The organism is Parasphingorhabdus sp. W113 (genome assembly GCF_055693205.1).
The window spans coordinates 962,952-981,780 of record NZ_CM146328.1; the positions used below are offsets into that span (position 1 = coordinate 962,952).

Genomic DNA, 18,829 nt, shown 5'->3' on the forward strand with positions numbered 1-18,829 from the left:
GAGCAGGATGGAATTTGCAGGCAAGACCGTTGTCATCACCGGCGGCGCGACCGGAATCGGTTTTGCGCTGGCCAAGGAAATGGGCGGATCCGGCGCGCGGCTCATCCTGTTCGAACCGCGCGAAAATCGGTTGCGGGAAGCAGTGGACAGCCTGGTCAGCTTGGGCATGGATGTCAAATATCTGGTGGGTGATGTCACGCAGCTCAAGGATATGGAGGCGCTGGCCGATTTTGCCTGGGCTGAAAATGGCCGGGCGGATATGCTGATCAGCAATGCCGGCATTGGCGGCGCGATGAAGTCGGTGATCAAGACCGATCTGGCTGAGGCGCGCGCCTTGTTCGACGTCAATTACTGGGGCGTGTGGAACGGTATATCGGTGTTCGGCAAACGCTTTCTGGCGGAAGAACAGCCCGCCGCTATCTATTCGGTCGCATCGGAAAATGCGCTGTTCAACGCCTTTCCTTTTGGCGGCGGTGCCTATGTTTCAAGCAAGCACGCGGTTTTCGGTCTGATGGAGGTGCTGCGCCGCGAAGCGCCGGACTGGCTGACCACCGGGGTGATCATTCCGGGCTGGGTCCGCTCCGAAATCTCCGAGTTTAACGCCACCGCACCGGAAGCGATGGATACCGATATTTTTGCCGGCAAGATCGTCGAGCAAATGGCCGCTGACGCTTATTATTGCGTCAGCCATTCCTATAATATGGTGCGCTTTCACGAACGCTATGACGAGCTCGAAGCGGCTTTTGCCCGCTATGCGCCCCGGCATGACGGCGATGAGTCCGCGGATGTGCAGATCGCCGTGCAGCGTATGCGCGACGCGGCGAAAGACGGATCATAGGCTGGATGCGAGAGCCAGAATAACCCCCAGACCGACCAGCATGATTCCGGTCAGCTCGTTGCGGCCCAGCGGTTCCTTGAGATAGAATCGCCCGAAGCCGAGCGTGTAGAGAATCTGGGTCTGGCCGACGATCCCGACCAGCGCCACTGGCGCATGGGCATAGGCGATGAACCAGCCGGCCGAAGCGGTGGCCGCGAGCACGCCGACTTGCGCGGTTACGCGCCAGCGGACCAGCATCGCGCGGAACTGGTCGGGCTCGCGCGCCAGCACATAGCTGCCCTGCATCAGCGCCTGGAATCCGAGCACCGCGGTCAGTACGATCAGCCCCGCATAGGTCCGCTCGACACCGGCGATGCTGTTGGCCGATTGCTTGATGAAGATCGCCGTCAGCGCGAACAGCAAACCCGCGCTCAGGCCCGTCAGTGCCGCGGGTTGCTTCAGTCCGCGCACCCACTGCCACAGGCCTTTGGCACCGCCTTCGATCGAAACCGAGAGGATGCCGACAAAGGCAATGGCAATGCCCAGCCAGGCGAGCGGAGCCAGTGTTTCACCAAGGATCACCCAGCCGAGCAGCGCAACGATCAGGGTTTCGGTCTTCATATAGGCAGTGCCGCTGACGAGATTGCGAAAACCGAAGGACATGATGATCAGGTTGGTCGCCAGCATCTGAGCGAAACCGGCGGCCCAGGCAAACCACCAGAAGGCCGCGGGCAGGCTGGGCAGGGCGGTGCGATCGGTGGCCATCATGTAGGTGGCCAGCATCGCGCAAGCGATCGGCCAGCCGAAGAAGAAGCGCGACAGCGCGGCGGCATTGACCGACATTTCCGAGCGGATGCGTTGCTGGACCGCCATCCGCCAGGCGAGAAAAAGCGCCGCCAGCAGCGCTGCCGGGATCCAGATCGGAATGATCAAATCGGTTGCTTATCGGTGTCGGAAAAGATCATTCGGCGGGTTGGAGCAAGCCCTCGTTCTTGATCTTTTCCTGCCATACCAGCGGCGCCAGATGGTGGACACTTTGTCCTTCGGCATCCACCGCGACGGTGACTGGCATGTCCTGGACCTCAAATTCGTAAATCGCTTCCATGCCGAGATCCGCGAAGCCGACAACCTTCGAGCCCTTGATCGCCCGCGACACCAGATAGGCGCTGCCGCCGACGGCCATCAGATAGGCGCTCTTGTGCTTCTTGATCGAGCCGACCGTATCCAGACCCCGCTCGGCCTTGCCGACCATGGCGAGCAGACCCTGTTCGAGCATCATGTCGGTGAACTTGTCCATCCGGGTGGCGGTGGTGGGGCCGGCCGGACCGACCACTTCCTCGCCCACCGGATCGACCGGACCGACATAATAGATCACCCGTCCGCGAAATTCGACCGGCAGCTCTTCGCCCTTGTCGAGCATGTCCTTGATCCGTTTGTGCGCCGCATCGCGGCCGGTCAGCATCTTGCCGTTGAGCAGCAGCCGGTCGCCATGGTTCCAGCTCGCCACTTCGGCGGCATCAAGCTGATCGAGATGCACACGCTTGGCTTCGGCCGACGGCGCCCATTGGACATCCGGCCATTCGTCGAGCTTGGGTTGTTCGAGATAGGCGGGGCCGGAGCCGTCCAGCGTAAAATGTGCATGCCGGGTCGCCGCGCAATTGGGGATCATCGCCACCGGCTTGCCGGCGGCGTGACAGGGCCAGTCGTTGATCTTGACGTCGAGGATCGTCGACAGGCCGCCAAGGCCCTGTGCGCCAATACCGAGCGCGTTGACCTTGTCGAATATTTCGATGCGCAATTCTTCGATATCAGTGCGCGGCCCGCGCTCTTTCAACTGGCCCATGTCAATCGGGTCCATCAGCGATTGTTTGGCGAGCAACACCGCGCGTTCCGCCGTTCCGCCAATGCCGATGCCGAGCATGCCGGGCGGGCACCAGCCGGCGCCCATTTGCGGGATCATCTCGAGCACCCAGTCGACAATATTGTCCGACGGGTTCATCATCTTGAACTTGGACTTGTTTTCCGAGCCGCCGCCCTTGGCTGCCACATCTACAGACACCCTATTGCCGGGGACCATTTCGACATGCAGGACACTGGGCGTATTATCCTTGGTGTTGCGCCGGGTGAAGGCGGGGTCGGTCAAGATCGACGCGCGCAGCTTGTTCTCCGGGTGCAGATAGGCGCGGCGGACACCTTCATCGACCAGCTCCTGCATTGATTGCGCGGTTTCGTCGAGCTGGCAATCCATGCCCCATTTGACAAAGACGTTAACGATCCCGGTATCCTGGCAGATCGGCCGATGGCCTTCCGCACACATTTTGGAATTGGTCAGGATTTGCGCGATCGCATCCTTCGCCGCGGGCGATTGTTCGGCTTCATAAGCGTCGCCCAGCGCCCGGATATAATCCATCGGATGATAATAGGAGATAAATTGCAGCGCATCGGCAACGCTTTCGATCAGGTCGGCTTGTTTTATCGTGACGGTCATTGTGGCTCCGGAATATCAAAGGCTAAGCGATCCGGGAGCCTTTTGGCTGAAAGGACGGAGCCGGGCAAGTGATTGTGCTGTCGTTACAATCCGAGAAACATTTTGAGCGACGGCCATTGATCGATGACCGCTTCGCGGCCCGCCGCGATTGCCGCGCGAGATCTTCGCCGGTTTGAAATCGAGCGTGTCGGCATCGTCAAAGCCGGGCGGCGGCGCGATAATGCGGATCGGCGCAAAGCGATAGCGCGCCAATTGGCTGTCGAGCGGCATCAGCGCCGTCGCAATCTGGGCGCTAGTCAGCCCCATGGTCATCAATTGGTGAAACTGCGCCTCGCGCGCTGCGATCAGATCGTTGATCAGCATGGCGTTGCCAATGTCATTCATCGCAACCTCGCTGGTCTGGATGCCCACCGAGCGCAGGCCAATCGCGATCAGATTGTCATAGGTCCGGCCGGGCTCGACCACCGGTTCGGGCGGCGCGGCCAGAATGACGAGCAAGGCGCGCGGCCGCAAATGCATCGCGGTGCGCAGCGGCGTAATATTGCGGACCCCGCCATCGACCCATTGTTCGGTGACGCCCTGATCATCCTTCGTCTTGAGCGGCTGGAAAAACGGCGGCTGGGCGCTGGACGCATAGACCCAGTCGCCGATATCGGGGTTTTTCTCGTCAATCTCGACATAATTGCCGGTGGCGAGGCTGACCGTGCCGACCCGCAACTTGCGGCGCGCGCGTTTCAGTTTCGCGGGATCGGCATAGGCGTTGAGTTTGCGTTTGAGCGGATTGGCATCATAGATTGAATCCGCACCGAAGGCGGCCCCGGCGACACCCAGTGGGCGCTTCTTGTAGATATCACCATTGCCCCGGATGGTCAGCCATTGTTCGAGCAGGCCGGGCATATCATTCATCGCACCACCGAGCGCCTGAATCGCACCGGTCGACACGCCGGCAAATATGTCGACTGTCACTTTGCGGTTGGTGATCAGCTCATCGAGCACACCAACCTGGAATGCGCCTTTGGCACCACCACCGGAAAGAACTACGGCCAGTTCGCTGGAGCGGGATCGGTTGGGCATGGGCTATCCTCCTGATTTTCTTCAGTCCTGCCCCGCGATCTTCTTATCACGAAACGTTTGCTTTTGCAGCTATGGTCGGGTTTTGGGCGTGAGACAGGCCCGCGCGGCGCGGCCTATCCGGGAGGTAATTGTCGGGTTGGCAAAAGTCCGATAGGGCCGAATCAAATGGAGCGCCGGAACAACAGGGGGATGCTATGCTGGCTTTTCGGATTTTGATGATCGTGATTTTCGTGACGATATTGGGGTATACGGCGGTGACCATATCGGCGCATGGGCTCAATCTTCTGCCAGTCTTTTTCGGTGACATGATGGCGATGGGCTGGCCGGGTCAGTTCAATTTCGACTTTATGTGCTTCCTGATCCTGTCCGCCCTGTGGGTGAGCTGGCGGCATCATTTCTCGATTTCCGGATTGATTCTGGGCCTGTTTGCTTTTTTCGGCGGCATGTTTTTTCTGTCGGCCTATCTTCTGTTTCACAGCATTTCGTCGGGTGGAAATGTCACCGCCCTGTTATTGGGGCCGCAGCGCGCCAAAGTCTGAAAACACCAGATATGGTGTCACAAAATTGACATTCTGGCCTGTGCATCCACTGTGGATAGATTTTTTGTAAATTTTGACCTAAGCTCTTGCACTATTCTACAGCCTTAGCAGGTCCACGCGTCGCTGCGCTGCAGCATAAAATGGCCGTCGACGAAGCGATTCATTTATACGATGAATGGAGTCGTTAAAATGTCATTTACCCTCTTGCATAAAATTTCAGTTCAGCCACTATAGGTTGTGGTTAGGCCAAGGGGGCACACCAACGTATAGTATTACTCGCCTGTAACACCGACTCGGTGGACGGCTCCCTTTGCGCCAAATCGCAAGAGATTTTTTGGGTTTTTCGGGCAAAAATATCTGCCCATTGAGACGGTAAAAATGTTAGTGTCAGACCTTCGGCCTTGGACCATGTTCCGAGTCGAACAAGACAAGAACAAAAAAGTCCGCAGAATGACCCGAAAGCGCTTGTTGGCCATAGCCGATAGGCAGTGTTGGTAGAGTGTGATTAGGGGGCATTAATGGACTTCAGAGACAGTCGGGCAGACGCCGACAATAATGGTAGCGATATGAGTGAGAGTGATATGGGCGCAGAAGTTCTAGATACGCCAAAAGACAAAGCCGACAATAAAGCGGAAAAGGCAGCGCCGGTAAAAGAACCGGAAGCGAGCAAGGCTGCGCCGAAGACAAATAAGAAAGCCGCCGCTGAGGCCGCCGCAGAAAAGAAAAATGACGAAAAGGAACTGAAAGCGGAGCGCGACAGCCATAGCGTCGAGGCGCGCCGGTTCACGATCGTTCAGGACGAGTCCCGCGATGACCTGCTGACCGACTTCGGCAAGGAGACATTGAAGGACCGCTATTTGCTGCCGGATGAAAGTTTCCAGGATCTGTTCGCACGGGTCGCCGATGCCTATGCCGATGATCAGGATCACGCGCAGCGGCTCTATGATTATATTTCGAAGCTCTGGTTCATGCCGGCAACGCCCGTGCTGTCCAATGGCGGCACCGGCCGCGGCTTGCCGATTTCCTGTTATCTCAACAGCGTCGACGACAGCCTCGGCGGGATCGTCAACACCTGGAACGAGAATGTCTGGCTGGCCTCGAAGGGCGGCGGCATTGGCACCTATTGGGGCAGTGTCCGCGGTATTGGCGAGCCGGTTGGCCTGAACGGCAAGACCTCGGGCATCATCCCGTTCGTGCGGGTCATGGACAGCCTGACCCTGGCCATCTCGCAGGGCAGCCTGCGGCGCGGATCTGCGGCTTGCTATCTCGACATTGATCATCCGGAAATTGAAGAATTTCTCGAGATCAGAAAGCCGTCCGGTGACTTTAACCGCAAGGCGCTCAACCTCCATCATGGCGTGTTGCTGACCGACGAATTTATGGAAGCGGTCCGTGACGGTCGTGAAATGGATCTCAAGTCGCCCAAGGACGGCTCGGTTCGCGGCACGGTTGACGCGCGGTCGCTGTTCCAGAAATTGGTCGAAACCCGGCTGGCAACGGGCGAGCCCTATATCATCTTCAACGACACGGTGAACCGGATGATGCCGAAGCATCACCGCGATCTGGGTCTGAAAGTCTCGACGTCCAACCTGTGTTCCGAAATTACACTGCCGACGGGTCGCGATCATCTGGGTGAGGACAGAACGGCAGTGTGTTGCCTGTCCTCACTCAATCTCGAAAAATGGGATGAGTGGTCGGTGGACAAGGACTTTATCGAGGACGTGATGCGCTTCCTCGACAATGTCCTGCAGGATTATATCGACCGCGCGCCGGACGAAATGGCGCGGGCGAAATATTCCGCGAGCCGCGAACGGTCGGTCGGTCTCGGCGTGATGGGCTTTCACAGCTTCTTGCAGGCGCGTGGCCTCGGCTTTGAAAGCGCGCTCGCAAAATCGTGGAATATGAAGATCTTCAAGCATGTTTCGGCGAAAGCTTCCGAAGCCAGCATGATGCTCGCCAAGGAACGCGGACCGTGTCCCGATGCTGCGGATCAGGGCGTGATGGAGCGCTTCTCGTGCAAGATGGCGATCGCGCCGACGGCGTCAATCTCGATCATCTGCGGCGGTGCCTCGGCCTGTATCGAGCCGATCCCGGCGAACATCTATACCCACAAGACGCTCTCGGGCAGCTTCGTGGTCAAGAACCCGCATCTCGAAAAACTGCTGCAGGACAAATCGAAGGACAGCACCAATATCTGGAATTCGATCCTTGAGCAGGGCGGCAGTGTCCAGCATCTCGACTTCCTCAGCCAGGAAGAGAAAGACGCGTATAAGACCAGCTTCGAGATTGATCAGCGCTGGCTGCTCGAACTCGCCGCCGATCGCACGCCCTATATTGACCAGGCGCAGTCGCTGAACCTGTTCATTCCGGCGGATGTCGACAAATGGGATTTGCTGATGCTGCATTTCCGGGCGTGGGAGCTGGGCATCAAGTCGCTCTATTATCTGCGCTCGAAATCGATCCAGCGCGCCGGCTTTGCCAATACCGAAGAAGGCGTATCCGGCGGCGGTGTCGAAGCCGACAACACGCTCGACCCGAAAACGGTCGAACTGATGACGGCAGAGACCACCGACTATGACGAATGCCTCGCATGTCAGTAGAAACGCAGAGCATGGGCGGAGCGGTCTGATGGGCTTCGGCATGGGCATTCTCATGGCGATACTCGGTGGACCGTTTCTCGCCTGGCTCTACACGACGCCCGGCGTTCAAGCCAAGTTTGACGAGCGGAAGCAGAAATTTGCGGCGGGGCAAGGCAAGGATCCCGAAGCCGATTTCATCGGTCCGCACAAGAGTTTCCAGCAGAATATGATCATGGGAGCGCTGCTGTTTTTCGTGATTGGCATCGCCGCAGGATTGGGAGCTGGTTTGGTGATCTAGAGTTTGCCCACTGCCCCCTCCCGATTTGCTCCTTTAGGGGAGGGGGCCGTTTTCCCGCAGTGGGAAATTCCGGCAATCCGGGCCCGTCAAAGCAATCGGACGGATCGGAAAAATAAGGTTTAGTATATTTCATGTTGAAGACAGCCACAGCCAATCCGTCTGCCGCACCGGTAGACCCGACGCTGTCGGCCGGTGAGAACCGGCTGGCGGTGCTCGATGGCTGGCGGGCTTTGTGCATCCTGCTGGTCATGGCTGGCCATTTGCTGCCGATCAATCCGATCCTGCCCGGCGGTAACGAATCCTCGGCTGCTGGCGGCATGGCGATTTTCTTTGTTCTCTCGGGCTTCCTGATCACCCGCTTCCTGTTTGACCGGCCCGAGCCGATGCCGTTTCTGATCCGCCGCATCCTGCGGATCATTCCGCTCGCCTGGCTGGCGATGATCATTCTCTATTTTGCCGCCGGCGACACCCGCAGCACCGGCGACCTGGCCGCCAACCTGCTGTTCTTCGCCAATATCCCGCCGGCCGGTCTGCTACCCGCGGGCGAGCATCTGTGGAGCCTGTGCGTCGAGGCGCAATTCTATCTCGCAGCGGCATTGATCGTCGCGCTGCTCGGCAAGCGCGGGCTCTATCTGCTGCCGGTCGGCGCGGTGCTGGTCACCGGCCTGCGCATTGGCGCGGGCGAGACGATCAGCATTGTCACCTGGCACCGGGTCGACGAAATTCTCGCCGGTTCGATTGTCGCGCTCATCTATCTCGGTGCTTTCGGGCCCAAGGCGATCACCCTGTTCAGCCGGGTCAATTTCTATGTCGCCGTCGCCCTCGCGCTGGTCTGCACCTATTTTCTCTATACCCCGCTGGCCTATGCCCGGCCCTATGCGATCGCGCTGATGGTCGGGGTCACGCTGTGGCACGTGCCGGTCTGGGCGCAGACCCTGCTGTGCTCGCGGCCGGCGGCCTATATTGCCAAAATTTCCTACGCGCTCTATGTCTTTCACGTGATGCTCGACCACACATGGTTGGGTTCGGGCGAGACGCTGGAAAAATATCTCAAGCGGCCGCTGCTTTTCGCGGCCACTTTTGCCCTTGCGCACGTATCGACTTATCATTTCGAACAGCGCTTTATCAACCTCGCCAAGCGGATCACGCCTCGTGCGCAACCGCACCCTGTATCAACCACTTAGTCGCCGGATAGGAGTTCCACATGTCCCTTTTAGAAGCCCGCAAGACCTACAAGCCGTTTGAATATCCCTGGGCCTATGACTTCTGGAAACGCCAGCAGCAGATCCACTGGATGCCGGAAGAAGTGCCGCTCGGCGAGGATTGCCGCGACTGGGCGCAAAAGCTGACCGATCACGAGCGCAATCTGCTGACCCAGATTTTCCGCTTCTTCACCCAGGCCGATGTCGAGGTGCAGGATTGCTATCACGACAAATATGGCCGCGTGTTCAAGCCGACCGAAGTCAAGATGATGCTGACCGCTTTCTCCAACATGGAAACCGTCCACATCGCCGCTTATTCGCATCTGCTCGACACGATCGGTATGCCGGAAAGCGAATATTCGATGTTCCTCGAATATGAGGAAATGAAGGACAAGCACGACTATATGGGCACGTTCGGCGTCGACACCGATGAAGATATTGCCAAGACGCTGGCGATGTTCGGCGGTTTTACCGAAGGCCTGCAACTGTTCGCCAGCTTCGCGATGCTGATGAACTTCCCGCGCTTCAACAAGATGAAGGGCATGGGCCAGATCGTCTCCTGGTCGGTCCGCGACGAAAGCCTGCACTGCGAAGGCATTGTCAAAATGTTCCACACCTTCGTCCAGGAACGCGACTGCCTGACCAAGAATGTCAAGGAAGAGATTATCGACTGCTGCCAGAAAACCGTGCGGCTCGAAGACGCGTTTATCGACCTCGCATTCAGCGACGGCCCGGTGACCGGCATGACCGCCAAGGAAATCAAGCGCTATATCCGCTACATCGCCGACTGGCGCCTCGGCCAGCTCGGCTTCCAGCCGATCTACATGATCGAAGACCACCCGCTGCCATGGCTCGCGCCGCTGCTCAACGGTGTCGAACACGCCAATTTCTTCGAAACCCGCGCCACCGAATATTCCAAAGGCGCGACCCGCGGCAACTGGAACGAAGTGTGGGACAGCTTCGACCAGCGCAAGGGCGGCAAGATTATCGGCATCGAGGATACCGATAATGATGATGATGGCGAAGATATGTTCGAAGCGGCGGGGGTTGCTGCGGAGTAGGGGTATCTAAAGACTAAAGAATGATCATTACTGATTCCGCTCCGGTTCGCGCTCGTGATGTAAGCAGGTATGCTTGGTCTGGATTGAGGGCTTTTCAAAATGCGACTTTTACGGCGTCAAGATTGCAGGCGCTTCATGATCCTCCGAGTGACCAGAAGAGAAATGTAAAAAAACAAGCGGAGCAAATTGGTTTTTGCATAAGACAAGCGGAAGAGTACTTTCTGGCGGCAAATTCGGTATCCATCGCTACCCAGCCCTTGCTGCTATATTATGGCATAATGAGCCTAGCGCTGGCAGAAATACTACTGAAAAATAAAGGTATCGCTAGTCTGGACGCAGCAAGAGGAGAAAATGCGCATCATGGCTTGGTGCTAAAAGTCGATGGAAAGACGAGTTCGTTTCCAGAATTGTCTCAGAGTGCATCAATGCTTCGAGCCGTTCCGATGAAAACTGGTAGCAATCGAAAAGGTACTTTTGAGCTGTGGCATAACTCAAGCCGTGAAACTCCTTTGTCTGGAAAACAGACGAGTATTTTAGACAACTTGACTACAAAAGTAGGCCACGGAGTTTGGGCGCATCCTATAGATGTCACGCCGAAGAAGATGCCAATAAACGGGTTAACACTTTTGGACTGCCTTAAATCAATACCCGAACTATCTAATACTATGTCACATCATGGCTTGGTATCGGATTTGGTGAGAGGTTCGTACTCTGTCATTCAAGATTTGAAGAATAATAATATTACTCAATCAACTATTGTTCAACCAGCTGAACCAAAGCAATTGGAAGCGTTTTACTCTAAAGTTGAATTTCATCCTGCCAATATCCCATCTTTGGATATAAAACTGATGGAAAATGGGTGTGTTATTACTCAGAAGGACAAGATAAGTGACGTTCGTTATGGTGGGCACTATCCTATGGCTACCCAACTTCGAGCAGAAGAAATACTATTTTTTTCCTCGAATGACAGTTTGAACGAATTTGGCCTATTTTATGTTTCTCTTTATATCCTAGGTAATTATGCTCGTTACTACCCTGACCATTGGATGAAGGATGTTTCACTTTCATCCGCGTTGGCGCTAGCCTCAACGGAGCTTATTTCCGTTGCACAAGATAGAGTTCCACTACTAGCGATGTCGGAAATGACAAGGGTGTGGCAAATATACGATCATTGAAATCCTAGTAAACCTTTCCCTCGTCATCCTGAACTTGTTTCAGGATCCATCTTGAAACTGCAGAGCTGCATCAAGAGGGTAAATGGATGCTGAATCAAGTTCAGCATGACGAATAGCGTGGGTCGTCGCCATCTCGTCCGATACCTCTAACCCTAAATCAACCGCCCCTTCGGTTCGACATAGCTATCCACCCGCCGTTCCGGCTGTTCATGCCAGCCAATATTAAACGCCCAATAATGCGGGAAAAAATAGAGCGAGCTATAGGGCAGATTGGCATCAATCCACCGCGCCAGCTTGGTCCAGCCGCCCGGCTCTTCGCCATGCGCGTCCCAGAACGCCGGAATCACAATACAGGCCATCGCGCCCATATGGCCATTGGCATCCCGCTGATCCCAGATATGGGCCGCGGCATTTGACGCGTTGGAGCCGCAATTATAGCCCGCCTTGCCAGCCCGTTGCTGGTCATTGCCGAGCTGATTGACCGCCGCGCTGCGATAGGCGGAGCGGATTGTGATGCGGCCGAACTGATCCTGCAGCGGCTCGAGCAAATCCGTGCACAGCCGGGTTCCGGCGGCAATCGCCAGATCAGGATCATCGGGAATATTGGGCACCCCGTGCAGATTGGCAATCTCCGAATAAAGCATGTCGCGCATGAAAAAATGCGGCGACAGGCGCACGCGGCCCAGATCGGTGAGGGCGTTGACGGATGCGGGTTTGCGCATGGTGAAATCTCCAAATCTGGCAAGGGTTTAGAACAGGCTGCCGGATTTTCCTACCGTCATTCCCGCGCAAGCGGGAACCCAGAGAGGCAGCGCGAACCCGCTAGATCCCCGCCTGCGCGGGGATGACGATGTATGAGAAGTTCAGCACGACGAGTGCGAGGGTCATCACAACCCCCGACCGCAAAAGTCAAAACCACCCCCCACCACCACTCTTCCCAACCGCACCCCCATCGGCTAAACCCGTCGGTGCGGCAGGCCAATTCCTGTCGTGAGGCTTTAGAACCTCAAGCAACACTGTCGCCGGTCGTTATTCATAACGGCCGGGTGGCCGTCGTGCATGTCCAGAGCTCCGCTTAAAGACGGCGGCGCTCTGACGACAGTGCAGGGTTCTAAACACCCGGCTCTGCCCGCCGGGCGTTCTGCCTCCCCCGCAAGCAGGAGGCCCGTCATGAAAAAACCCCGCTGGTCCACCTTCCGCACCCGCCTGCGCCGCATCTCCCGCTTCGTCGCCCTGTGGCTGTTCTGCGCCGTGGCCCTGCTCGCCCACATGATCTGGCTCGCCGGCCTGGCCATGGACCTCTGGGGCGCGGTCTGGTGAGGGGTTGGGGTGGAAGCACTTGATAGTGCCGGCCAATCGGTCGCGGCGCGGGTGATCTGACTCGGCAATTGGCCTAGTCCTGATAAAAAGGAATTGCCGGGGGCTCTGCGTGCCGAAAGTTTTCATCTGGAAGGGCTATCGTTTCCACTTTTATGCCAATGAGGGCTCTCCCCGCGAACCGCTGCACATCCACGTTCGCAAGGGCAGGGACAATGCCAAATTCTGGCTTGATCCGGATGTGCGTGTGGCGTTCAATCGCGGATTTCCAGCCCGGGTGCTTTCACAGCTGATTCCGGTTATAGAGGAACGGCGCGATGACATTGAAAGAGAATGGCATGACTTCTTTTCCGCCTGAACCGACCGCCGTGCGGTTTGACGAACACAGTTTCTGGGTCACCCTGGAAGACGGGCGCACGCTTGGCATTCCGCTGGCCTGGTTCCCCCGCCTGCTGCACGCCTCGCCCGAACAGCGCGAAAAGGTCGAGTTGAGCCGGTCCGGCCTGCACTGGGAAGAGATTGACGAGGATATTTCGATCGCCGGCCTGCTCAAAGGGCGGGGCGATGTCACGCGATCCGGGGATGTGGCAGCGGAGTGATGATGGCGGGCGGCCATCGGCAACGCACTCCCAAACGACCGTGCTTATATGGGTTGCTGGATTTTCGCCGCGAGTTTTTTCACCACCTGGCTTCGCGCCTTGGCTGACAAAAAATGCTTGGGTATTTTCCTGAAGGATGACCCATAGCTGAATTGGCTGAAATCGCGGTCGTCAGAGTCAATAAAGACCATCAGTTCCTGCGCCATTGCGCGGTTGAACGCCCAGAGCATCCTGTCCTTATAGGCTATCGCGAAATAGGCGTCGTCCGGCCAGTGCAACACATGTTTGCGTCGCCAATCACAGGCCGTGCAATAAAGCGTGCCCCGATCCGTGCCATGCCCGCGATAGAGATATTCGCTATGCGCCCATAAGGACGGATCATAGGGTGCCGGCAAATCGGCAATAGCATCCAGCTGCCCGCGGCCCAGGCCGTGATAATACCAGGCATAGTGATGGAGCCCGACGGATCCGCGCGTCGCCTTTTCATAGTCAAAATGGCGCGAGTTTTGGAAATAGGGAATATCTTCCCGCCGTCCGATCTGGATCCGTTCCGCAAACTCAAAAACCGCCTCCCTGGCACAGCCCGGGCAGCTTACGGCGACCCGGTGCGGCATCGGGTTCCAGGTGTATAAGTCCGTCATATCAACGACCTATCGGATCGCACCGCCCGGGTCCATATCCGCAACAGAGAGGGGGCATAGCGTCGGGCCACCACAAGCGGTCATTCCCGCGCAAGCGGGAACCCGGAGAGGCCGCGCACACCCGCTAGATCCCCGCCTTCGCGGGGATGACGGGAGGGGCCGTGGGGATGATCAGTGGCGGGCAGCGAGTATGGCAACCCGTTCGTTCAGCACCAGTCCCGTTTATAGCCTTGCCATTCTTCCGCCAGCCCTTCGTCCACCAGCTGCGCGCCCAGGCTTTTGCCATTGCGCGTAACGATCCGCAGGTCGCGGCCAAATTTGTCCTGGTCGCGGTCGATGGATTGCAGCGCAAATCGGTCGGCGTTGAGCAATCCCAGCAGCCGCATCTTTGCGCGCTCACCGAGCTGTTTCTCGGCAGCGCAGCCGGGGCTGGAAATTTCCGGGGTGTTGATATCGGCGATGCGGATCTTGCGGCCTGCAAACCAGAAGGTATCGCCGTCGACCACACAATTGGTGCGAACCGCGCCAAAGCAGACCCCGAAGCTCGCGCGGTGCGGATCGATTGCGGCGCTCTGCGAGGCTGGCGGTCCGCCGCTATACCAGATGGTGGCAAACAGGGCGGAGCATGCCGCGAGCGTGATGATCACAAAGGCGGGCCACCCGACAGTTGCATGGCCGCCACTTTTGGGCAGCTGGCGAAAGGGTGTGACGGTGCTCCGGCTCATCAGAAGAAAGTACCGGACGGATGTTGAGGAAAGGCTAAGGCGTCGTCCCACGGAGCGCGGCTGGACCGCTTCCGTCATTCCCGCGCAGTCGGGAACCCAGAGAAGCCGCGCGCAACCCGCTGGATCCCTGCCTTCGCGGGGATGACGGAGAGGGGGATGCCGATGGCGGGGAGGGGAGCGGGCATGGTGGTGTGGGGTCGGGGATGGCAGCCATGCTGGTCGGCAACCCCCACCACCTCCCACCACCCCCAAAAAACCCTTTCCTACACAGCCCGTTTCATGGCTTAATCGCGCCATGGCCCATCGACCACCTGCCCCGCAATCCGCCCCGCCGCGTGCGACGCCCGATCCGCGCAGCGCGGTGGTGCAGCAGCGGCGGATTGGGTGGATTCCGGCGTTTACGCCAGCCGAACTGCGCGGGCGGCGGGATGGGTGGACGCCGCGGCGGCAGGCGGCGTTTATTGGGTATCTGGCGGAAACGCGCTGTGTGAAAGCGGCGGCGGCGCGGGTCGGGATGAGCCGCGAAAGCGCCTATCGCCTGCGCCGCAGGCCGGAAGCGGCTGATTTCGCGGCGGCGTGGGACCATGTTCTCGCCGGTCCGGAGTCTGAAAAGGGCGCGGATCGGGGCAAGCGGAAGGTCACACTGGCCCGGCTGTTTCAGCGCGTCCGGCTTGGCCGCTATCGCCCGATACTCTATGATCGGCGCTATGTGGGAGTTCAGCAAATGCCTGATAATAAAGCGCTTTTATCGGTCCTGGCGCATCTTTACCGGGTCACGCCGCGCCCTGATAGCGGGGATGATGGGCCGGCGAAATGCGCCAAGCAAGGGGGTCTAGACTGTGACCTTTAACGCGCTATCCATCACTCGCATCCTGTTCGCGCTGGCCGCCTTGTTCGGTGTGACCGTGCTGGCGCCGGGCCTGTTCGGCGAGGCGGATTATAGTGCGACCCTGCCGCCGGCGATCTCCCATCCGGAATTTTACTACGGCTTTCTCGGCGCTGCGCTGGTGTTCCAGCTGCTCTACGCGATGATCGCGATTGATCCGCTGCGCTATCGGCCGCTGATGCTGCTTGGGGTGCTGGGGAAGCTCGCCTTTTTCAGTTCGACGATGTGGCTCTATAGCATCGGCCGGCTGGCGGAAGGCGCGCTGTTTTACGCCGCGATGATCGACGGGGTCTGGGCGCTGCTGTTCCTGCTCGCCTGGTTCGCGACCCGGGGCGCGGCGCGGTCTGCCTGATGGGGGCGTGGTGGGCGATGATCAGCGGGATGATCAGCGAGCCACGAGCAGGTGCCAACAAAAAGCCCCGCCGGATCGCTCCGACAGGGCCTGGTATTTTTGCTTGTCCGCTGCGCTTAGGCGTAGCTGAGTTTGACATTCGCCTTGCGGGTGCGACGGAGCGCGCCGCCAATGGCACCAAAGCCGAAGATCATGAACGCCCAGGTGGCGGGCTCCGGTACGGCGGCCGCCGTGTCGGCAACAGATACCGTGACGAGGCCGTCAATCTGATCAGCACTGTCCGCAAACAGACCGGCAAAGGTCGCGTCGTTAATATTGCCACTCTGGCGGCCAAAAAAGTGAAAGGCTTGACTGCCGGTCTGGTTGAAGACCCACCAGTTGAAGCTGTTCGTTCCGGCATGGTTCCACTGGGTTACCGCCGAGCCATCCCAGTCAAAGTCATATTGCGGATTGGTGGTGAAGCCGGCAGCGACATATTCGCCGCCACTGACGCTGCCGATGGTCCGGCCCAGCGCGCTGGTGGTCACCGAAAAGTCGGTATAGATATAATTGCCTGCTGCAGCGACACCGCCAACTGCCGTGCCGTCCGTGGTGAACGTGCCCGCTTCACCGGCGAAGCTCCAGTCCCAGACAATAGCGGCATTGGCCGATGCCGGAAAAAACAGCGCGGCCGCAGTGGCCAGAATGACTTTTTTCATGATAAAACCCCATATGTGCGACAGATTTCAGCGCTGAATATCGCGCAGAAAATCGTCAAAAATGCAAACCCTAACCGGAAGTTAACAAGTGGACGCCGAAAAAGCAAGGTTTTCCGGGAGGTAGCGGGCTCGTGGCATGGTGAGTCCCGATTTGGGACAGTCATGCCCGGGCGGGTTAAAGCGCGCCGCAGCCTCGCTCCATTCCGAACCCATTGCGCTTTCCCATCCGGCGCGATCAATGCTAGCCTGCGGCACATGATCAGCCCGTCCTTCCGCTTCGCCCGCAGCTTTGCTGTCTTGTCGCTTCTCCTGCCACTGGCGCTGCCAGCCGCCGCGCAGGATATCGGGTCGTCACCGATGCCGGAACAGGACGGCCGCGCGCTGATCCGGCCCGACCGCGCGGCGCCGGTGGCGGTGCTGCCGTCGCCAGCCGACCATCCCGCGCTGGCCGCCGATCTCGGGCGCCAGTGGTTCACCTGGGAGCAGGGCGGGCGGACCCATCTCGATTTCGGGCGGCCCGAGGACGGCAACTGGCTGTGGACCATGGCCTGTGTGCGCAGCAGCGGCGGTGCGCGGATCGTCCATCATATTGATGCCGATGCGCCGGATATGGGCGCGGGCGATCGCTTCGGCTTTTCGCTGCGCGTCGATGACCGGGCGTCGCTCGGGATGATCGGCCTGATCGCTGAAACCCGGAAACAGCGGCGCGGCATTTATGCGACCAAATTCTACACCACCCCGCGCCACCCGCTCTTCCCGGCGCTGGCCCAGGGCAGCCGGGTCTATGTCAATCTCAACGGCAACCGGTTCAGCATCGCGCTGAGCGGCTCGGGTGAAGAGATCAAGACGCTGCTCCAGGCCTGTCGCTAGCCGCGGAGCCGGCACCCGGCGGTGCGGGTGGCCACCTGCCATTTATCGCAGCTTCCGGGCGGCTCGCCGCTGGGCCGCGCAGCTGAACGAGCCGGTCGTCCGGCGTTCATATTCAGGGCGCTATTCCTGACAATCACCGCAACAAAGGAAGTTTGACATGCACAAGACATTGCTAGGCCTCGCCGCCACAACCCTCTTCCTGCCTGCCACGCCAGCGCTCGCCGCGGCGGATGGCTATGCCGGTTCCGGCACGCCGCTGGCCGGTCTGGTCCGGATCAGCGATGATGGCTGGGATGACGATGATGATGATTATCGTCGGTACAAGCCGCGCCGGATGAAGCGCGGCGATCGCTATTGGCGGGGCCGCGACGGGCGCTATTACTGCAAGCGCGACGACGGTACCACCGGCTTGATTATTGGCGGGGCCGTAGGGGCTCTGCTGGGCCGCGAGATTGACGGCGGCCGCGACCGCACGCTGGGCACCGTGCTCGGGGCAGCGGGTGGCGCTCTGCTCGGCCGGGAAATTGATCGCGGAGATCTGAAATGCCGCTAACCGGCTGAACCCGCCTCCACTGTCAGAATATGAGATCCGGCTCGCCTTGTGGTGGGCCGGATTTGATTCAGGTCAAGGCGGCGGCACCGCAACGCTGCTAAGGCCTCAGCTGAGGAGACAAGGGCCAGGAACGGAAAAGGAGAAGGGATGTGACCGAGCCGCTGATGCAAGTCCCGGTGCTGGTCGTGATGGCAGCGATGCTGCTCTTTTCGGTGATCTTGATGGGGGTAACGCTCATCGAAAGTCGGGGGGAAGAGCGGTCGTCAGAAAAGGAGGCTGAAGAGAAGAGCGAGGCGCCGGAAAACTAATGGTGCGGGCCGGCGCCGCTGGTCCTAGATGACCAGCGAAGTGACATTCTGGGTGGCCGGGGCGATGCTGGTGCCGACAAACAGGGCGGCGGAGAGCAGAGCGGCGATGGCGGCGGTGAGATTGCTATGAAAATTGCGGGGCATGATAAAAATCCTTCGGGGGTTAGGACCGCATCGTTGATCAGATGACCAAGGATGCGGCGTTGTTGGCGGCTGGTCCGACAGCGGCGATCACGAAGATGGCAGCGGAAGTCATGGCAGCGAAAGCGGTGGCGATTTGGTTCTGGATAGAAACGGTCATTATTTTTGTCCTCTTAGGCGAGAGTGAAAATTGGGTTTTGCGATTAGGCAATCAGGCGATGAACGAAGCGGCATTTTGAGCGGCTGGACCAACGCTGGCGCTGATGAACAGGGCGGCGGAGAAAAGAGCGGCGAAGGCTGCGAGGGCCTGGTTCTGGAAATTGATGTTCGACATGGTTGGTTCCTTTCAAGTTAATCAGGGTCTTCGGTGTGTGTTTGCGAAGATGTCTGATACATTGCAGGGGCCGTGCCAGTTTTAGAAAATACAAGTAATACAGATAGTTAAGAGATTTCTGCTGATTTGCGAAGATGAATGAAAACTGAATAGTGGGAAAATATACCAACTA

General features: G+C 58.5%; 24 protein-coding genes. 16 read left to right on the forward strand and 8 right to left on the reverse strand.

Features of this window, described 5'->3' with window-relative positions:
* The first annotated feature begins 7 nt into the window (after positions 1-7).
* On the forward strand, positions 8-838 hold the full coding sequence (locus ACZ1GS_RS04570; RefSeq protein WP_472697307.1) for an SDR family NAD(P)-dependent oxidoreductase: 831 nt from the start codon (positions 8-10) through the stop codon (positions 836-838).
* Here ACZ1GS_RS04570 and ACZ1GS_RS04575 read toward each other — a convergent pair.
* Genes ACZ1GS_RS04575 through ACZ1GS_RS04585 form a run of 3 tightly spaced genes read right to left on the reverse strand, consistent with a single transcriptional unit; the run spans position 833 to position 4,379 of the window.
* The gene (locus ACZ1GS_RS04575; protein WP_472697308.1) at positions 833-1,750 is read right to left on the reverse strand and encodes an EamA family transporter; all 918 of its coding nucleotides are present in this window, start codon (positions 1,748-1,750) and stop codon (positions 833-835) included. The two genes, ACZ1GS_RS04570 and ACZ1GS_RS04575, sit on opposite strands and share 6 nt — an antisense overlap.
* Positions 1,751-1,778: 28 nt before the next feature.
* Positions 1,779-3,305 (reverse strand): fumarate hydratase, encoded by a 1,527-nt coding sequence (locus tag ACZ1GS_RS04580; RefSeq protein ID WP_472697309.1) that lies wholly within the window; start codon positions 3,303-3,305, stop codon positions 1,779-1,781.
* A 15-nt stretch (positions 3,306-3,320) separates the two neighbouring features.
* On the reverse strand, positions 3,321-4,379 hold the full coding sequence (locus ACZ1GS_RS04585; RefSeq protein ID WP_472697310.1) for a patatin-like phospholipase family protein: 1,059 nt from the start codon (positions 4,377-4,379) through the stop codon (positions 3,321-3,323).
* A gap of 194 nt (positions 4,380-4,573) precedes the next feature.
* On the opposite strand from ACZ1GS_RS04585, the gene ACZ1GS_RS04590 reads away from it, so the two are divergent.
* The 6 genes from ACZ1GS_RS04590 (at position 4,574) to ACZ1GS_RS04615 (ending at position 11,233) form a co-directional block, all read left to right on the forward strand.
* Positions 4,574-4,918 carry a hypothetical protein gene (locus ACZ1GS_RS04590; protein WP_472697311.1) on the forward strand — a complete coding sequence of 115 codons (345 nt, stop codon included), beginning with the start codon at positions 4,574-4,576 and terminating at the stop codon, positions 4,916-4,918.
* A gap of 518 nt (positions 4,919-5,436) precedes the next feature.
* Positions 5,437-7,518, forward strand: a complete 2,082-nt coding sequence (locus ACZ1GS_RS04595) for a ribonucleoside-diphosphate reductase subunit alpha (protein ID WP_472697312.1) — start codon at positions 5,437-5,439, stop codon at positions 7,516-7,518.
* Entirely contained in the window at positions 7,493-7,795 is a 303-nt protein-coding gene (locus ACZ1GS_RS04600) for a hypothetical protein (RefSeq protein ID WP_472697313.1), read from the forward strand. Before ACZ1GS_RS04595 ends, ACZ1GS_RS04600 begins: the two co-directional genes overlap by 26 nt.
* A 131-nt stretch (positions 7,796-7,926) precedes the next feature.
* On the forward strand, positions 7,927-8,979 hold the full coding sequence (locus ACZ1GS_RS04605; RefSeq protein WP_472697314.1) for an acyltransferase family protein: 1,053 nt from the start codon (positions 7,927-7,929) through the stop codon (positions 8,977-8,979).
* A gap of 20 nt (positions 8,980-8,999) precedes the next feature.
* On the forward strand, positions 9,000-10,058 hold the full coding sequence (locus ACZ1GS_RS04610; protein ID WP_472697315.1) for a ribonucleotide-diphosphate reductase subunit beta: 1,059 nt from the start codon (positions 9,000-9,002) through the stop codon (positions 10,056-10,058).
* A gap of 20 nt (positions 10,059-10,078) precedes the next feature.
* Complete coding sequence (locus ACZ1GS_RS04615) at positions 10,079-11,233, forward strand: YaaC family protein (protein WP_472697316.1); 1,155 nt, start codon at positions 10,079-10,081, stop codon at positions 11,231-11,233.
* A gap of 152 nt (positions 11,234-11,385) precedes the next feature.
* Here ACZ1GS_RS04615 and ACZ1GS_RS04620 read toward each other — a convergent pair whose 3' ends face one another.
* Positions 11,386-11,955 (reverse strand): hypothetical protein, encoded by a 570-nt coding sequence (locus ACZ1GS_RS04620; protein ID WP_472697317.1) that lies wholly within the window; start codon positions 11,953-11,955, stop codon positions 11,386-11,388.
* 448 nt (positions 11,956-12,403) lie between these two features.
* Here ACZ1GS_RS04620 and ACZ1GS_RS04625 point away from each other — a divergent pair, with 448 nt between their 5' ends.
* From ACZ1GS_RS04625 to ACZ1GS_RS04635, 3 genes are all read left to right on the forward strand, one after another.
* Entirely contained in the window at positions 12,404-12,553 is a 150-nt protein-coding gene (locus ACZ1GS_RS04625) for a hypothetical protein (RefSeq protein ID WP_472697318.1), read from the forward strand.
* Positions 12,554-12,662: 109 nt separating this feature from the next.
* Positions 12,663-12,908: a DUF4160 domain-containing protein gene (locus tag ACZ1GS_RS04630; protein WP_472697319.1), complete on the forward strand. Its 246-nt coding sequence runs from the start codon at positions 12,663-12,665 to the stop codon at positions 12,906-12,908.
* A complete protein-coding gene (locus ACZ1GS_RS04635; protein WP_472697320.1) occupies positions 12,889-13,149 on the forward strand; it encodes a DUF2442 domain-containing protein in 261 nt (86 codons plus the stop codon). The genes ACZ1GS_RS04630 and ACZ1GS_RS04635 overlap by 20 nt, the downstream gene beginning before the upstream one ends.
* A 44-nt stretch (positions 13,150-13,193) precedes the next feature.
* Here the strand turns inward: ACZ1GS_RS04635 and ACZ1GS_RS04640 are convergent, their stop codons facing one another.
* Positions 13,194-13,790, reverse strand: coding sequence for a hypothetical protein (locus ACZ1GS_RS04640; protein WP_472697321.1), 597 nt, complete (start codon positions 13,788-13,790; stop codon positions 13,194-13,196).
* Between the two features lie 206 nt (positions 13,791-13,996).
* Positions 13,997-14,515, reverse strand: coding sequence for a thermonuclease family protein (locus ACZ1GS_RS04645; RefSeq protein ID WP_472697322.1), 519 nt, complete (start codon positions 14,513-14,515; stop codon positions 13,997-13,999).
* 295 nt (positions 14,516-14,810) lie between these two features.
* On the opposite strand from ACZ1GS_RS04645, the gene ACZ1GS_RS04650 reads away from it, so the two are divergent.
* Positions 14,811-15,365, forward strand: coding sequence for a hypothetical protein (locus ACZ1GS_RS04650; RefSeq protein WP_472697323.1), 555 nt, complete (start codon positions 14,811-14,813; stop codon positions 15,363-15,365).
* Positions 15,355-15,753, forward strand: a complete 399-nt coding sequence (locus ACZ1GS_RS04655) for a hypothetical protein (RefSeq protein WP_472697324.1) — start codon at positions 15,355-15,357, stop codon at positions 15,751-15,753. The genes ACZ1GS_RS04650 and ACZ1GS_RS04655 overlap by 11 nt, the downstream gene beginning before the upstream one ends.
* A gap of 116 nt (positions 15,754-15,869) precedes the next feature.
* Here the strand turns inward: ACZ1GS_RS04655 and ACZ1GS_RS04660 are convergent, their stop codons facing one another.
* Positions 15,870-16,451, reverse strand: coding sequence for a PEPxxWA-CTERM sorting domain-containing protein (locus tag ACZ1GS_RS04660; RefSeq protein WP_472697325.1), 582 nt, complete (start codon positions 16,449-16,451; stop codon positions 15,870-15,872).
* Between the two features lie 162 nt (positions 16,452-16,613).
* Here ACZ1GS_RS04660 and ACZ1GS_RS04665 point away from each other — a divergent pair, with 162 nt between their 5' ends.
* The 4 genes from ACZ1GS_RS04665 (at position 16,614) to ACZ1GS_RS04680 (ending at position 18,562) form a co-directional block, all read left to right on the forward strand.
* Positions 16,614-17,321, forward strand: coding sequence for a hypothetical protein (locus ACZ1GS_RS04665; RefSeq protein WP_472697326.1), 708 nt, complete (start codon positions 16,614-16,616; stop codon positions 17,319-17,321).
* Positions 17,322-17,478: 157 nt separating this feature from the next.
* Positions 17,479-17,874 carry a glycine zipper 2TM domain-containing protein gene (locus tag ACZ1GS_RS04670; protein ID WP_472697327.1) on the forward strand — a complete coding sequence of 132 codons (396 nt, stop codon included), beginning with the start codon at positions 17,479-17,481 and terminating at the stop codon, positions 17,872-17,874.
* A 149-nt stretch (positions 17,875-18,023) separates the two neighbouring features.
* The gene (locus ACZ1GS_RS04675) at positions 18,024-18,182 is read left to right on the forward strand and encodes a hypothetical protein (protein ID WP_472697328.1); all 159 of its coding nucleotides are present in this window, start codon (positions 18,024-18,026) and stop codon (positions 18,180-18,182) included.
* Between the two features lie 185 nt (positions 18,183-18,367).
* Positions 18,368-18,562: a hypothetical protein gene (locus ACZ1GS_RS04680; protein WP_472697329.1), complete on the forward strand. Its 195-nt coding sequence runs from the start codon at positions 18,368-18,370 to the stop codon at positions 18,560-18,562.
* On the opposite strand, the gene ACZ1GS_RS04685 is transcribed toward ACZ1GS_RS04680, so the two are convergent.
* A complete protein-coding gene (locus ACZ1GS_RS04685; protein WP_472697330.1) occupies positions 18,535-18,657 on the reverse strand; it encodes a hypothetical protein in 123 nt (40 codons plus the stop codon). The genes ACZ1GS_RS04680 and ACZ1GS_RS04685 overlap by 28 nt on opposite strands.
* Positions 18,658-18,829 lie beyond the last annotated feature (172 nt).

Coding starts and splice junctions, on each gene's coding strand:
- ACZ1GS_RS04600 (WP_472697313.1), top strand. CDS start 7,493: ATGACGAATGCCTCGCATGTCAGTAGAAACGCAGAGCATGGGCGGAGC.
- ACZ1GS_RS04650 (WP_472697323.1), top strand. CDS start 14,811: ATGGCCCATCGACCACCTGCCCCGCAATCCGCCCCGCCGCGTGCGACG.
- ACZ1GS_RS04610 (WP_472697315.1), top strand. CDS start 9,000: ATGTCCCTTTTAGAAGCCCGCAAGACCTACAAGCCGTTTGAATATCCC.
- ACZ1GS_RS04585 (WP_472697310.1), bottom strand. CDS start 4,379: ATGCCCAACCGATCCCGCTCCAGCGAACTGGCCGTAGTTCTTTCCGGT.
- ACZ1GS_RS04665 (WP_472697326.1), top strand. CDS start 16,614: ATGCCCGGGCGGGTTAAAGCGCGCCGCAGCCTCGCTCCATTCCGAACC.
- ACZ1GS_RS04595 (WP_472697312.1), top strand. CDS start 5,437: ATGGACTTCAGAGACAGTCGGGCAGACGCCGACAATAATGGTAGCGAT.
- ACZ1GS_RS04625 (WP_472697318.1), top strand. CDS start 12,404: ATGAAAAAACCCCGCTGGTCCACCTTCCGCACCCGCCTGCGCCGCATC.
- ACZ1GS_RS04570 (WP_472697307.1), top strand. CDS start 8: ATGGAATTTGCAGGCAAGACCGTTGTCATCACCGGCGGCGCGACCGGA.
- ACZ1GS_RS04680 (WP_472697329.1), top strand. CDS start 18,368: ATGACCAAGGATGCGGCGTTGTTGGCGGCTGGTCCGACAGCGGCGATC.
- ACZ1GS_RS04615 (WP_472697316.1), top strand. CDS start 10,079: ATGATCATTACTGATTCCGCTCCGGTTCGCGCTCGTGATGTAAGCAGG.
- ACZ1GS_RS04645 (WP_472697322.1), bottom strand. CDS start 14,515: ATGAGCCGGAGCACCGTCACACCCTTTCGCCAGCTGCCCAAAAGTGGC.
- ACZ1GS_RS04620 (WP_472697317.1), bottom strand. CDS start 11,955: ATGCGCAAACCCGCATCCGTCAACGCCCTCACCGATCTGGGCCGCGTG.
- ACZ1GS_RS04660 (WP_472697325.1), bottom strand. CDS start 16,451: ATGAAAAAAGTCATTCTGGCCACTGCGGCCGCGCTGTTTTTTCCGGCA.
- ACZ1GS_RS04605 (WP_472697314.1), top strand. CDS start 7,927: ATGTTGAAGACAGCCACAGCCAATCCGTCTGCCGCACCGGTAGACCCG.
- ACZ1GS_RS04685 (WP_472697330.1), bottom strand. CDS start 18,657: ATGTCGAACATCAATTTCCAGAACCAGGCCCTCGCAGCCTTCGCCGCT.
- ACZ1GS_RS04635 (WP_472697320.1), top strand. CDS start 12,889: ATGACTTCTTTTCCGCCTGAACCGACCGCCGTGCGGTTTGACGAACAC.
- ACZ1GS_RS04670 (WP_472697327.1), top strand. CDS start 17,479: ATGCACAAGACATTGCTAGGCCTCGCCGCCACAACCCTCTTCCTGCCT.
- ACZ1GS_RS04590 (WP_472697311.1), top strand. CDS start 4,574: ATGCTGGCTTTTCGGATTTTGATGATCGTGATTTTCGTGACGATATTG.
- ACZ1GS_RS04580 (WP_472697309.1), bottom strand. CDS start 3,305: ATGACCGTCACGATAAAACAAGCCGACCTGATCGAAAGCGTTGCCGAT.
- ACZ1GS_RS04640 (WP_472697321.1), bottom strand. CDS start 13,790: ATGACGGACTTATACACCTGGAACCCGATGCCGCACCGGGTCGCCGTA.